This is a genomic window from Streptomyces canus (assembly GCF_030816965.1).
GTDB classification, from domain to species: domain Bacteria; phylum Actinomycetota; class Actinomycetes; order Streptomycetales; family Streptomycetaceae; genus Streptomyces; species Streptomyces canus_E.
The window spans coordinates 4,243,191-4,255,717 of record NZ_JAUSYQ010000002.1; the positions used below are offsets into that span (position 1 = coordinate 4,243,191).

A 12,527-nucleotide genomic window follows, 5' to 3' on the forward strand; every position below is an offset into this window, starting at 1 on the left:
CACCGCGGGAGCGGGTCCCGCGGTGCCCGGCAGCCGCTGTCGAGCGGCTTCAGTGCTTGAAGGTGTCCTTCGTCTTCTCCTTGGCCTGGCGGGCGTCGCCCTTGGACTGGCCTGCGCGGCCCTCGGCTTCCATGCGCTCGTTGCCGACCGCGCGGCCCGCGGCTTCCTTGGCCTTGCCCTTGAGCTGTTCCTTCTTGGCCTTGGCCTTCTGGTCTCCTGCCACCGTTCTCACTCCCAGTGCTGGTCGACTTGGCCGTCCGCACTGCGGGTGACCCTGACGGCCGCGGTCAAACAAGGAACTCCAGCCGGTTGCCCACCGGATCGCGGGAGTAGAACCGCCGCCGCCCGGGCAGGCCCGAGTCCCAGGCGACCGTCGCTCCGCGTTCGTCCAGCCGGGCTGCGTACGCCGGGATGTCCGTGACTTCGAGTCCCGGGTGGGCCTTCCTGGCCGGTCTGAAGTCGTTCTCGATCCCCAGGTGCAGTTCCACCGCCCCCGCCCGGAACCAGCACCCGCCCCGAGCCGCGAGCACCGGCGGCTTGGGAATCTCGGTCATGCCGAGGACGTCGACGTAGTAGGCGCGCAGCAGGTCCTCGGAGCCGGGCGGCGCGGCGAGCTGCACATGGTGCACGGCCGCGAGCATCAGCGTGCCCTGCGGGCGACGGCGAAGATGCGGCGGAACGGGAACGGCGTGCCGTGCGGCCCCGCCGGATACGCCTCGCGCAGGGCCGCCCGGTAGGCGCCCATGAACTCCTCCCTGGCCGGCGGGTCGCCGGCGAGGGCGGTCAGGACCGGCCGCAGACCGGTCCCCTCGACCCAGTCCAGGACCGGGTCCCGGCCCTGCAACAGGTGCACGTACGTCGTCTCCCACGCGTCCACCTCGCAGCCCAGGTCGGCCAGCGCCGCCAGATAGGCCTGGGGCGCGAGGACGGCGTCGTCGTGGCGCAGTGTCCCCGCGAGGCCCATGGACTCGGCGAGTTCGCGCATCAGACGATGGCTGGGGGAGTCGAAGTTGCCAGGCACCTGGAAGGCGAAGGTGCCGCCGGGTGCGAGACCGGCGATCCAGTCGGCGAAACGCTCCACGTGTCCCGGCACCCACTGCAGCGTCGCATTGCTGACGATGAGGTCGTACGGCTGTGAGGGCGCCCAGGTGCGCACGTCCGCGTGGGCGAAGTCGAGGTGCCCGCCGCCGGAGGTGAGGCCCGCGTACTCGACCTGCGCCTTGTCGAGCATCTCGGCCGAGTTGTCGTAGCCGGTGATCCGGGCCGTGGGCCAGCGTGCGGCGAGCACGGCCGTCATGTTGCCGGGGCCGCAGCCCAGGTCGGCGATGAGGGGCGGGTCCCCCGGCAGGTCCGGGACGCGGGCGAGGAGGTCGGTGAAGGGGCGGGCACGGTGGTCCGCGTGGCGGAGGTACTGGGTGGGGTCCCAGGTGGGGGTCGTCATGTCTCTCACTTTCCCCGCCAAATTATCTTGATGTCAAGAGACTCGACATCAAGAGACTTCATGTCGACACAACCACTACACTGATCGTCATGGAGGACGAGGTCGATCGGCTGGTCGCTGCGTGGCGCCGGGAGCGCCCTGACCTCGACGTGGAACCGCTCGAGGTGCTCAGCCGGGTGAGCAGACTGGCCCGGCACCTGGACCGGGCGCGGCGGCTGGCCTTCGCCGAGCACAGTCTGGAGCCCTGGGAGTTCGACGTGCTGACCGCGCTCAGGCGCGCGGGGACGCCGTATCAGCTCTCCCCCGGACAGCTGCTGACACAGACTCTGGTCACTTCGGGCACGATGACCAACCGCATCGACCGCCTGGCCAAGAAGGGCCTGGTGGAGCGGCTGCCCGACCCGAGCGACCGGCGAGGGGTGCTGGTCAGGCTCACGGAGGACGGCAAGGACCGCGCGGACCAGGCCCTCGCCGGCCTGCTGGAACAGGAACGCGCGATCCTCGCCGAGCTCTCCCGCGCCCAGCGCGGGGAACTGGCCGGGCTGCTACGCCAGCTGACCGCCCCGTTCGACAACATCCCCGGCTAGGTCGGCCGGTCCCACGCCCGCGCGGCGGGCCAGGGCGACGGCGGCCAGGGTGGAGTGGACGCCCAGCTTGCCGAGGACGTTCTGCATATGCGTGCGCACGGTGTGCGGGGACAGGAACAGTCTCTCCGCGACCGCCTTGCGGCCGAGCCCGGCCACCATGCAGCGCAGCACCTCCCGCTCGCGCGGGGTGAGGGACTCCACCAGCTGCTCGCTCTCGGTGCGGTGCTTGCGGGCGGCGGTGAGCTCCCGGAGCACGCCGGTGAGCAGAGCGGGCGGCAGATGGGTCTCCTCCCGCAGCACCCCCCGGATGACGGTGAGCAGCCGGGACAGCGAGCAGTCCTTGGCGACCCAGCCCGAGGCGCCGGCCTGCAGCGCGAGCGCGGCCCGCCGCGGATCGTCCTTCTCCGCGAGCACCACGATGCGGACCGCCGGCTGCCCCGTACGGACCCCGGCGACCAGCGATATGCCGTCGACCAGCCCTTCTTCGTTGCCGTCCTGTACGGACACGGCGGGCCTGATGCCCTGGACGTTGCCGCCCAGATCTGCGTCGACGAGCAGCACGTCGAAACGGCGGCCCTCGGCGGCCGCGCGCTCCAGACTGCGCAGCGCGGCGGGACCGCTGCCGGCCGCGGAGACCTCCACGTCGGGCTCGGCCGCCAGTGCGGCGGCGAGCGACTCGGCGAAGATGCGATGGTCGTCGACGACCAGGACTCGGATACGAACCACGAAACCCCCTTCCCCAAGCTCTCGAAGAGCAGGGGATACCCATCGTCATCGTCTGAGGACGACTCGGGAGACGACACCGCCGCGGGTACGACTCACGAAGCACGATGGCCGCACGGCCGTCGCCGCGCAAGAACTGCTACCCCCACTTCGGGCGCCGTACCCGACTGTCTCGCCCCCCTGATCAGCACCGGCCCCCACCGGTGCTGTTCATCAGGGTACGGCCGGGGGGCAGGAGCGGAAGGTTATTTGCAGAACTGGCTGTCCGGTGCGTTTATGGTGAGCCGCATGTTTCGTCTGGAGACAGAAGTCGACAAAGCCCGACGCGATCTGCTGCGCTCCCGGCTGCGGGAGACGAACACGGCGGCCTCCCCGATCCTGCGCGCGCTGCGCGGAACCCCAGGTGAACGGGAACTTCCGCTCCACGTCTGGGCGTTGGACGACTCCGGTGCCGTCGCGGGCGGACTGGTCGGCCACACCTGGACGAGCTGGCTGCACGTGACCTACCTGTGGGTCGACGAGCGGCACCGCGGCGCGGGCCTGGGTTCGCAGTTGCTCGCACGGGCGGAGCGCCTGGCCCGCCGCGGCCGGGGCTGCACCTCCGTACGCCTGGAGACCTGGGACTTCCAGGCACCGGAGTTCTACCGGAAACAGGGATACGAGGTGGTGTGCGTGATCCCGGACTATCCGCCGGGGGTCACGGAGTACACGCTGACCAAGCGGCTCAGCGCCTGAAGCGCCAGGAGCCCGGCTCGTCCGTCGGCGCCAGACCCAGCTCCCCGGCGATGCCGGCCGCGCGGCGGTGGGAGACGTCGGGGTAGTGGCCGGGGTGGACCTCGACGAAGCCGTGCACATCGGCCGAGGCCGTGCGGAGGGCCTCGCGGAGTATGTGTTCCTGCTCCGCCAGCCGGGCCCGCTCCTCCCGCTGCCGTACGACGATCGCGCCCCGGCGGGCCGTGGCCGCCACGATGCCGAGCACGAGCGACGCGAACGCGCCCACGCCCAGGACGGTGCCGGTCGCGTCCGCGTCCCCGGGGGCACGGGGGCGCAGCACGCCCTCGGGGTCCGCGAGCACCGTGATGGTCTGGCCGACGGCGAAGGTGCCGGACCGGGCCTGGAGGGCGGGACCCCGGACCCTGGTGCCGTCGCGGCGCGCGAGGGCGTAGTCGTAGGTGTCGACCTCCCGCCCCTGGTCCGGGGCGAGCCACTCCCGTACGACGGTGGCGGTGATCCGCTCACCCCGCCGCTCCAGGGTGAGGTCGTCGCGGGCCAGGTCGGCGAAGTACACCGCCACCAGTGAGGCACCGACCACGACCAGCGCCGCGGAAAGGCCCGTCTCGTCCGCGGCGAGCTTCGTCAGCAGCACGGCGAGGAGCACGCCGTGCGCGACCCACAGGGACACCAGGAGACCGGAGCCATGGTGGCCGGCCAGGAGGAAGAAGCCGACGATCGCGGCCAGTGCGTAGCAGCCGACGCTGATCGCCGACAGGATGCGATGGCGCCCTCGACTCACGCTCCGACGCTACTGGGGCGTATGTCAGGGAGGTGCCCGGCTTTCCCCAAGTTCGGATCAAGCCGGGCAAAACAGCGGTCAGCCGGTCTCAGACCAGGCGACGTGCCCCCGCCGAGGGCACCGCCTCGAACACCCGCGGAGCGGTGAACTCCGCTGCGGCGAAGGCCTCTTGGACCGCCTTGGTGAGGGGCTCCACGTCGGCCGCCTCCGCCAGCACGATCGCCGAGCCGCCGAAGCCGCCGCCGGTCATCCGGGCGCCCAGGGCACCCGAGGCGAGGGCGGTGTCGACGACCAGGTCCAACTCCGGGCAGGAGATACGGAAGTCGTCGCGCAGCGAGGCGTGGCCGGCGACCAGCACGGGGCCGATCGCGCGGGTCTCGCCCGACTCCAGCAGGGCGACGGTCTTCTCGACCCGCTCGTCCTCGGTGACGACGTGGCGCACCAGGCGTACGGCTTCCTCGTCGTCGCCGAGCCTCTCGAGGGCCGCGTCGAGCTCGCCGTAGGGGATGTCCCGCAGCGCGTCCACGCCCAGCAGCGCGGCACCCCGCTCGCAGCCCGCGCGGCGCTTGCCGTACTCGCCCTCGCTGTGCGAGTGCTTGACGCGGGTGTCGACGACGAGCAGCACCATGCCCTCGGCGGCGAGGTCGAAGGGGATCTGCTTCTGGGAGAGGTCCCGGGTGTCGAGGAACAGGGCGTGGCCGGCCTCGCAGCAGGCGGACGCGGTCTGGTCCATGATCCCGGTGGGGGCGCCGACGTAGACGTTCTCGGCGCGCTGGCACAGGCGGGCCAGCTGCCAGCGCTGGAGACCGAGGTCGTACAGGTCGTTCAACGCGAGCGCGACGACGACCTCCAGGGCCGCCGAGGAGGACAGGCCCGCGCCCGCCGGGACCGTCGAGGCGAGGTGGACGTCCGCGCCGGTGACCGGATGTCCGGCCTCGCGCAGTGCCCAGACGACACCGGCCGGGTACGCGGTCCAGTTCCTGTCGCTCTCCGGCGCGAGGTCGTCGAGGCGCAGCTCCACGACCCCGCCCTCGACGTCCGAGGAGTGCAGGCGCAGGACGCCGTCCGTGCGCCGGGAGACGGCCGCGACCGCGGTGTGCGGCAGCGCGAAGGGCATCACGAAGCCGTCGTTGTAGTCGGTGTGCTCACCGATGAGGTTGACGCGGCCCGGCGCCGACCAGACACCCTCGGGCTCGGTTCCGTAGAGCTCGACGAAACCGTCCCGAACCTGCTGTGCCGCCACTACTGCTCCCTTGCTGCGCTGATGGTCTGAGCGAACTCCCAGGCGTCCGCGACGATCCCCGCGAGATCCGCGCGGGACGGGTTCCAGCCCAGCTTCTCGCGGGCGGTGGCGGCGGAGGCGACCAGAGTGGCCGGGTCGCCGCCCCGGCGGGGGGCCACGACCTCGGGGATCGGGTGGCCGGTGACCTTGCGGACCGTCTCGATGACCTGGCGGACGGAGAACCCCTCGCCGTTGCCGAGGTTGCAGATGAGGTGCTCGCCCGGCGCGGCGGCCTTCAGCGCGAGGAGGTGGGCCTCGGCCAGGTCGGCGACATGGATGTAGTCGCGGACGCAGGTGCCGTCCGGGGTCGGGTAGTCCTCGCCGAAGACGGAGATCGCCTCCCGCTTGCCCTGGGCGACCTGGAGGATCAGCGGGATGAGGTGCGACTCGGGGTCGTGCCGCTCGCCCTGCTTGCCGTATGCGCCGGCCACATTGAAGTAGCGCAGGGACACGGCACCCAGCCCGTGCGCGTTCGCCTCGCTGGTGATCATGAAGTCGACGGCGAGCTTGGAGGCGCCGTACGGGTTGGTGGGCCTGGTCGGCGCCGACTCGACGATCGGCACCTCCTCGGGCTCCCCGTACGTGGCGGCCGTGGAGGAGAAGACGAGTCGGCGCACGCCGGCCTGGCGCATGGCGCCGAGCAGCGCCATGGTGCCGCCGACGTTGTTGTCCCAGTACTTCTCGGGCTTCACGACGGACTCGCCGACCTGCGAGGAGGCGGCGAAGTGCAGGACGCCGTCGAAGGAGGAGTCGAGCCACTTGGCGGCGTCGCGGATGTCGCCCTCGATGAAGGCGGCTCCGGCCGGGACGCCCTCGCGGAAGCCGGTGGAGAGGTTGTCGAGGACGACGACCTCGTGCCCCGCCTCCAGCAGGTGCTGGGCCACGACACTGCCGACATACCCCGCGCCACCTGTCACCAGGTACTTCATGAACTCGCTACCTCTCGCAGTCGCTGTGCCGCGGCCTCCGGTCGGATGTCGTTGATGAACACGCCCATGCCCGACTCGGAACCCGCGAGGAACTTCAGCTTGCCGGACGTACGGCGGATGGTGAAAAGCTCCAGGTGCAGCGCGAAGTCGTCGCGGTTGACGCCCTCGAACTCCTCCAGCTGGCCGAACGGCGCCTGGTGCCAGGCGGCGATGTACGGCGTCGGAGACTCGCTCTCCCCGAATATCCGGTCGAAGCGCCTCAAGAGTTCCAGATACACCTGGGGAAACTCTGTGCGCGCGTCCTCGTCGAGGCCGAGCAGATCCGGAACCCGGCGCTTCGGGTAGAGGTGCACCTCGTACGGCCAGTGCGCCGCGTAGGGCACGAAGGCGACCCAGTGCTCGGCCTCCAGGACGACCCGCTCGTCGGCGAGCTCGCGCTCCAGGACGGCGTCGAAGAGGTTCTCACCTCCGGTCGCCTCCTTGTGCGTGGCGAGAGAACGCAGCATCAGGGCGGTGCGGGGGGTGGTGAAGGGGTAGGCGTAGATCTGGCCATGCGGGTGACCCAGGGTCACACCGATCTCCGCACCCCGGTTCTCGAAACAGAAGACCTGCTCTACGGAGGGCAGATGCGACAACTCCGACGTCCTGTCGGTCCATGCGTCCAGGACGAGCCGCGCCTGCTCCTCCGTGAGGTCGGCGAAGGACGCGTTGTGGTCCGAGGTGAAGCAGACGACCTCACAGCGCCCCGAGTCGCCGGCCAGCGACGGGAAGCGGTTCTCGAAGACCACGACGTCGTACCAGGAGTCCGGGATCTCACTCAGCCGCTCACCCTGCGAGGGGCACAGCGGGCACTGGTCCGCGGGCGGGTGGTAGGTGCGCCCCTGTCGGTGCGAGGCGATGGCCACGGAGTCGCCGAGCAGCGGATCCCGACGAACCTCGGACGTGGTGACAGTCCGCTCCAGCGGACGCTGGTCCACGGCGTCGCGGACGGTGTCGTCGCGCAGGTCGTAGTAGATGAGCTCGCGACCGTCGGCCAGCCGGGTCGAGGTCTTCTTCACCGCTGGACTCCTTCACTCAAACATAACTAAACACAAGTAACCATAACCGCCCATCCCACGTCAACATCAGAATCAAACAAAGCGCATCAGTCGAGGTGTTCACTTGTTGACTATGCAAAACCCCACAAAAAGCGCATACCTGGCAGCCGAGCTCCGGCTCCCCACCAACTGGCTCGACTACACGATCCTGGGCATCTACTTCGTCGTCGTCCTCGGCATCGGTTTCGCGGCCCGCCGCTCGGTCAAAACGAGCCTCGACTTCTTCCTGTCGGGCCGCTCGCTGCCGGCCTGGATCACCGGCCTCGCCTTCATCTCGGCCAACCTGGCCGCCACGGAGATCCTGGGGATGGCCGCCAACAGCGCGCAGTACGGCGCCTATACGGTCCACTGGTACTGGATCGGCGCCATCCCGGCCATGGTCTTCCTGGGCCTGGTGATGATGCCCTTCTACTACGGCAGCAAGGTGCGCTCGGTTCCCGAGATGCTGCTCCTGCGCTTCGACAAGTGGGCACACCTGCTCAGTTCGGCCCTGTTCGCCTTCGCGGCCATCCTGATCGCGGGGGTGAACCTCTACGCCCTGGCGATCGTGGTCGAGGCCCTGCTGGGCTGGCCGCAGTGGGTGGCGATCGTGGTGGCGGGCGCCTTCGTCCTCGCCTACATCACCCTCGGCGGCCTCTCCTCCGCGATCTACAACGAGGTCCTCCAGTTCTTCGTGATCCTGGCGGCCCTCATTCCGCTCGTCGTGCTGGGCCTGAAGAAGGTGGGCGGCTGGGACGGCCTGACCGACAAACTGACGGCGGACCACGGGGCGAACTTCACGACGGCATGGGGCGGCACCGGCATCGGCAGCGCGAACCCGCTGGGCGCGAACTGGCTGACGATCGTCCTGGGCCTCGGCTTCGTCCTGTCCTTCGGCTACTGGACGACGAACTTCGCGGAGGTCCAGCGAGCGCTGTCGGCGAAGAACCTGAGCGCGGCCCAGCGCACTCCGCTGATCGCGGCCTTCCCGAAGATCTTCATCGTGTTCCTGGTGATGATCCCGGGCCTGACGGCCGCGGCCCTGATCCCCGGCTTCGGCACCACCGACTCGGGCTACCAGTACAACGACGCCATCCCCTACCTGATGGAACAGCTCCTGCCGAACGGAGTCCTGGGCATCGCGGTCACCGGCCTCCTGGCCGCCTTCATGGCGGGCATGGCGGCCAACGTCTCGTCCTTCAACACGGTGTTCACGAACGACATCTGGGGGCGGTACGTGGTCAGGGGCCGCGAGGACGCGTACTACGTCCGCTTCGGCCGCCTGATCACGGTGATCGGCGTCTGCGCGTCAGTCGGCACGGCCTTCCTGGCGTCCTCGTTCTCGAACATCATGAGCTACCTCCAGACGCTGTTCTCCTTCTTCAACGTGCCGATGTTCGTCGTCTTCATCGTCGGCATGTTCTGGAAGCGCGCGTCCGTGAAGTCGGGCTTCTGGGGCCTGCTCGCCGGCACGGTGGCGGCGATGGTGAACTACTTCTGGATCTACAAGCAGGGCATCATCGACATCCCCTCCGACCAGGGCGCCAACTTCGTCTCCGCGATCGTGGGCTTCGTGGCCGGTGCGGTGGTCATGGTCGCCGTGTCGCTCTTCACGGCCCCCAAGTCCGCCGAGGAACTCCAGGGCCTCGTCTACGGCACGACGTCCCCCGGCATGACCGAGCCCCCCGCCGCCGGCGACGACGCCTGGTACCGCAGGCCTGCCCTGCTGGGCTGGGGCGCGATCGTCCTCGCGGCCGCCTGCTACATCCCCTTCTCGTTCTGACCGCGGGAGAATCGAGGAACCATGTCTGAGCCCCACGGCTACTCCGAACACGACGTCCAGCGGGAAGTCGCCGAACTCCAGGCCAAGTCGGCCACCGCGGCCCGCATCTTCGACCTGCGCCGCATCATCGGCGGCCTGTTCGTCCTCTACGGCATCATCGTCACGATCGCCGGCATCAACCCCTCCGACTCCTCCCTCGACAAGTCGGAGGGAGTCAACATCAACCTCTGGACCGGCCTCGGGATGCTGATCCTGGGCATCTTCTTCCTGGTCTGGCTGAAGATGCGCCCGACTCCGCCGCCGGTACCGGAGGCGGTACCGGACGAGAAGCCGGGCGAATAGCGACAGCGCCCATCGGGGTGCCAGGTCAGGTTGTCGGGCGACTGCGGGCCCTTTGCGGCTGGGCGCGCAGTTCCCCGCGCCCCTGGGTGGGGACGGTGTGCGCACATGCAGACCCCGCCGCAGGCATCACGGCTCAACCGCCGGAGGCCCTCCCACCGGCCCAGCCCGATCCAGCAGCCCCGTCCGGGCTGCCAGCGCCGCCGCCTCCAGCCGGGACCCCACCCCCAGCTTCATCAGCACCCGCTGCACATGGGTACGGGCGGTGGACGGCGCTATCCCCATCCCCGCCGCGATCAGCCGTGTGTCCTCGCCGTCGGCCACCCGCACCAGCACCTCCACCTCCCTGGGTGTCAGCATCTGCAGCAGCCGCTGCCCCTCGTCGTCCGGCTGGGCCGCGGGGTTCAGCAGCTCGCTGAACGCCCCCTGAAGCAACTGCGGGGCAACCGCCGCCTCCCCGGCCCGGGCCTTCATGATCGCCCGCTCGACCCCCTCGATGCGCTCGTCGTGCCGCACATAACCGGAGGCCCCCGCGGCGAAAGCGGCGGCGATCCCCCGAGGGCTGGGCACCGGCCCCAGCACCAGCACCGCCACCTGCGGCCGCTCCCGCTTGATCCTCACGACCGGGTCGAACATCCCCGGCTCGGCCGGCGTGGCCGTCCCCAGCAGGCACACCTCGGGCGCCCGGCTGATCACCAGCTCCGCCGCCCCCGCGGCGGGTGCCGCCGCCGCGAGCACCCGGTGCCCGCGCAGTTTCAGCGCCGAGGCCAGCGCCTCGGCGAGCAATCGGTGGTCGTCGACCACCATGAGCCGAACTCCCATCGAGCAACCCCCCAGTCCCCCCATGGATCCGCGTGAGGGCCCCACTATGGATGCCCTCTGATCCGCACGGACAGAGGCACTCTCCCAGCGCCCCCGCCCTTCATGCCCCCGGAAGCTACACGCTAGTTCGACGTTGCGCTTCCCCTACCGGTGAGAAGTGTCCCGGAAGAGCTTAATTCCTGGCTTTCCTGTCATTCGAGGATGATGTGCCGCACCTTCACGCGTCCTCGGCCAGCTCCAGCCACCGCATCTCCAGTTCCTCCCGCTCCCCGGCGAGATCCCGCAGCTCGGCATCGAGGGAGGCCACCTTCGCGAAATCCGTGGCGTTGTCGGCGATCCGAGCGTGCAGCTTCGTCTCCCTCTCGGAGAGCTTGTCGAGCTGCCGCTCGATCTTCTGGAGCTCCTTCTTCGCGGTCCGCTGATCCGCGGAGCTCTTCTCGGCCACCGGCTTCAGCACCACCGGCGCCGAAGCCGCGGCCGCCTCCTCCATCCGCTGCCGCCGCTCCAGGTACTCGTCGATACCGCGCGGCAGCATCCGCAGGGTGGCGTCCCCGAGCAGCGCGAAGACCCGGTCGGTCGTGCGCTCGACGAAGAACCGGTCGTGGGAGATGACGACCATCGAGCCGGGCCAGCCGTCGAGGACGTCCTCCAGCTGGGTCAGGGTCTCGATGTCGAGGTCGTTGGTGGGCTCGTCGAGGAAGAGGACGTTGGGCTCGTCCATCAGCAGCCGCAGCAGCTGCAGCCGCCGCCGCTCACCGCCCGAGAGGTCCCCGACCGGCGTCCACTGCTTCTCCTTGCTGAAGCCGAACGTCTCGCACAGCTGCCCGGCGGTCATCTCGCGCCCCTTGCCGAGGTCGACGCGTTCCCGCACCTGCTGGACGGCCTCCAGCACCCGCAGCGCGGGGTTGAGTTCGGCGACCTCCTGCGAGAGATAGGCGAGCTTGACGGTCCGGCCGACCACGACCCGTCCGCCCACGGGCTGTGTCTCGCCTTCGGTCCACGCGGCCTCGGCCATGGCCCGCAGCAGGGACGTCTTGCCCGCGCCGTTGACCCCGACCAGGCCGATCCGGTCACCCGGACCGAGCTGCCAGGTCACATGCTTCAGCAGCACCTTCGGGCCGGCCTGGACGGTCACGTCCTCCAGCTCGAAGACCGTCTTGCCCAGCCGCGACGACGCGAACTTCATCAGCTCGCTGCTGTCCCGCGGCGGCGGCACGTCCTTGATGAGCTCGTTGGCGGCCTCCACCCGGAAACGCGGCTTGGACGTCCGCGCGGGGGCGCCGCGCCTGAGCCACGCCAGCTCCTTGCGGACGAGGTTCTGCCGCTTGGTCTCCTCGGTGGCGGCGATCCGCTCCCGCTCGGCACGCGCGAAGACGTAGTCGGAGTACCCGCCCTCGTACTCGAAGACGTCGCCCTTCTGCACGTCCCACATCCGCGTGCAGACCTGGTCGAGGAACCACCGGTCGTGGGTGACGCACACGAGCGCCGAGCGCCGCTCGCGCAGGTGCTTCGCCAGCCAGGAGATGCCCTCGACGTCGAGGTGGTTGGTGGGCTCGTCGAGGACGATCAGGTCCTGTTCCTCGATGAGCAGCTTGGCGAGGGCGATACGGCGGCGCTCGCCACCCGAGAGCGGCGCGATGACGGTGTCGAGGCCCTGCGGGAAGCCGGGCAGGTCGAGCCCGCCGAACAGTCCGGTCAGCACATCGCGGACCTTGGCGTTGCCGGCCCACTCGTGGTCGGCCATGTCCCGGATGACCTCGTGCCGCACGGTGGCCGTCGGGTCGAGGGAGTCGTGCTGCGTGAGCACGCCCAGCCGCAGCCCGCCGGAGTGCGTGATGCGCCCGGTGTCGGCGTCCTCCAGCTTGGCGAGCATGCGGATCAGGGTGGTCTTGCCGTCGCCGTTGCGGCCCACGACGCCGATGCGATCGCCCTCGGAGACGCCGAGCGAGACACCGTCCAGCAGGGCACGGGTGCCGTACACCTTGCTGACGTTCTCGACATTGACCAGATTGACGGCCATTTCTCTCCTGCC

The 12,527-nt window shown here is 69.9% G+C and carries 14 protein-coding genes; 4 read left to right on the plus strand and 10 right to left on the minus strand.

What is annotated here, in order from left to right; all coding sequences use genetic code 11:
* Positions 1-49 precede the first annotated feature (49 nt).
* From QF027_RS20280 to QF027_RS20290, 3 genes are all read right to left on the minus strand, one after another.
* The gene (locus tag QF027_RS20280) at positions 50-223 is read right to left on the minus strand and encodes a CsbD family protein (RefSeq protein WP_306980207.1); all 174 of its coding nucleotides are present in this window, start codon (positions 221-223) and stop codon (positions 50-52) included.
* 64 nt (positions 224-287) lie between these two features.
* Complete coding sequence (locus QF027_RS20285; protein WP_307076071.1) at positions 288-641, minus strand: VOC family protein; 354 nt, start codon at positions 639-641, stop codon at positions 288-290.
* Positions 641-1,441, minus strand: a complete 801-nt coding sequence (locus QF027_RS20290) for a trans-aconitate 2-methyltransferase (protein WP_307076074.1) — start codon at positions 1,439-1,441, stop codon at positions 641-643. Before QF027_RS20290 ends, QF027_RS20285 begins: the two co-directional genes overlap by 1 nt.
* A gap of 89 nt (positions 1,442-1,530) precedes the next feature.
* Between QF027_RS20290 and QF027_RS20295 the strand changes: the two genes are divergently transcribed.
* A complete protein-coding gene (locus tag QF027_RS20295) occupies positions 1,531-2,028 on the plus strand; it encodes a MarR family winged helix-turn-helix transcriptional regulator (protein ID WP_007382615.1) in 498 nt (165 codons plus the stop codon).
* Here the strand turns inward: QF027_RS20295 and QF027_RS20300 are convergent.
* Positions 1,987-2,754, minus strand: coding sequence for a LuxR C-terminal-related transcriptional regulator (locus QF027_RS20300; RefSeq protein WP_306980189.1), 768 nt, complete (start codon positions 2,752-2,754; stop codon positions 1,987-1,989). The two genes, QF027_RS20295 and QF027_RS20300, sit on opposite strands and share 42 nt — an antisense overlap.
* Before the next feature lie 273 nt (positions 2,755-3,027).
* On the opposite strand from QF027_RS20300, the gene QF027_RS20305 reads away from it, so the two are divergent.
* Positions 3,028-3,486 carry a GNAT family N-acetyltransferase gene (locus tag QF027_RS20305; protein ID WP_307076076.1) on the plus strand — a complete coding sequence of 153 codons (459 nt, stop codon included), beginning with the start codon at positions 3,028-3,030 and terminating at the stop codon, positions 3,484-3,486.
* On the opposite strand, the gene QF027_RS20310 is transcribed toward QF027_RS20305, so the two are convergent.
* The 4 genes from QF027_RS20310 to galT all read right to left on the minus strand — a co-directional run bounded on the left by QF027_RS20310 (position 3,476) and on the right by galT (position 7,533).
* Positions 3,476-4,264, minus strand: coding sequence for a hypothetical protein (locus tag QF027_RS20310; protein ID WP_307076078.1), 789 nt, complete (start codon positions 4,262-4,264; stop codon positions 3,476-3,478). The two genes, QF027_RS20305 and QF027_RS20310, sit on opposite strands and share 11 nt — an antisense overlap.
* A gap of 88 nt (positions 4,265-4,352) precedes the next feature.
* Entirely contained in the window at positions 4,353-5,507 is a 1,155-nt protein-coding gene (galK, locus tag QF027_RS20315; RefSeq protein ID WP_306980184.1) for a galactokinase, read from the minus strand.
* On the minus strand, positions 5,507-6,475 hold the full coding sequence (gene galE, locus QF027_RS20320) for a UDP-glucose 4-epimerase GalE (protein ID WP_306980182.1): 969 nt from the start codon (positions 6,473-6,475) through the stop codon (positions 5,507-5,509). The genes galK and galE overlap by 1 nt, the downstream gene beginning before the upstream one ends.
* Positions 6,472-7,533, minus strand: coding sequence for a galactose-1-phosphate uridylyltransferase (gene galT, locus QF027_RS20325; protein WP_307076080.1), 1,062 nt, complete (start codon positions 7,531-7,533; stop codon positions 6,472-6,474). The genes galE and galT overlap by 4 nt, the downstream gene beginning before the upstream one ends.
* Positions 7,534-7,645: 112 nt before the next feature.
* Here galT and QF027_RS20330 point away from each other — a divergent pair, with 112 nt between their 5' ends.
* The gene (locus QF027_RS20330) at positions 7,646-9,334 is read left to right on the plus strand and encodes a sodium:solute symporter family protein (RefSeq protein ID WP_306986649.1); all 1,689 of its coding nucleotides are present in this window, start codon (positions 7,646-7,648) and stop codon (positions 9,332-9,334) included.
* A 21-nt stretch (positions 9,335-9,355) separates the two neighbouring features.
* The gene (locus QF027_RS20335; protein ID WP_306980177.1) at positions 9,356-9,676 is read left to right on the plus strand and encodes a hypothetical protein; all 321 of its coding nucleotides are present in this window, start codon (positions 9,356-9,358) and stop codon (positions 9,674-9,676) included.
* A gap of 126 nt (positions 9,677-9,802) precedes the next feature.
* On the opposite strand, the gene QF027_RS20340 is transcribed toward QF027_RS20335, so the two are convergent.
* Together QF027_RS20340 and QF027_RS20345 are read right to left on the minus strand one after the other, a co-directional pair.
* Positions 9,803-10,480 (minus strand): helix-turn-helix transcriptional regulator, encoded by a 678-nt coding sequence (locus tag QF027_RS20340; RefSeq protein WP_306980175.1) that lies wholly within the window; start codon positions 10,478-10,480, stop codon positions 9,803-9,805.
* A 232-nt stretch (positions 10,481-10,712) separates the two neighbouring features.
* A complete protein-coding gene (locus tag QF027_RS20345) occupies positions 10,713-12,515 on the minus strand; it encodes an ABC-F family ATP-binding cassette domain-containing protein (protein ID WP_307076083.1) in 1,803 nt (600 codons plus the stop codon).
* Positions 12,516-12,527: the final 12 nt, after the last annotated feature.

Excerpts from the sequence above, each read along its gene's own strand:
- QF027_RS20285 (WP_307076071.1), bottom strand. The coding sequence starts at position 641 with ATGCTCGCGGCCGTGCACCATGTGCAGCTCGCCGCGCCGCCCGGCTCC.
- QF027_RS20290 (WP_307076074.1), bottom strand. The coding sequence starts at position 1,441 with ATGACGACCCCCACCTGGGACCCCACCCAGTACCTCCGCCACGCGGAC.
- QF027_RS20295 (WP_007382615.1), top strand. The coding sequence starts at position 1,531 with ATGGAGGACGAGGTCGATCGGCTGGTCGCTGCGTGGCGCCGGGAGCGC.
- QF027_RS20305 (WP_307076076.1), top strand. The coding sequence starts at position 3,028 with ATGGTGAGCCGCATGTTTCGTCTGGAGACAGAAGTCGACAAAGCCCGA.
- galE (WP_306980182.1), bottom strand. The coding sequence starts at position 6,475 with ATGAAGTACCTGGTGACAGGTGGCGCGGGGTATGTCGGCAGTGTCGTG.
- QF027_RS20330 (WP_306986649.1), top strand. The coding sequence starts at position 7,646 with ATGCAAAACCCCACAAAAAGCGCATACCTGGCAGCCGAGCTCCGGCTC.
- QF027_RS20335 (WP_306980177.1), top strand. The coding sequence starts at position 9,356 with ATGTCTGAGCCCCACGGCTACTCCGAACACGACGTCCAGCGGGAAGTC.
- QF027_RS20340 (WP_306980175.1), bottom strand. The coding sequence starts at position 10,480 with ATGGTGGTCGACGACCACCGATTGCTCGCCGAGGCGCTGGCCTCGGCG.
- QF027_RS20345 (WP_307076083.1), bottom strand. The coding sequence starts at position 12,515 with ATGGCCGTCAATCTGGTCAATGTCGAGAACGTCAGCAAGGTGTACGGC.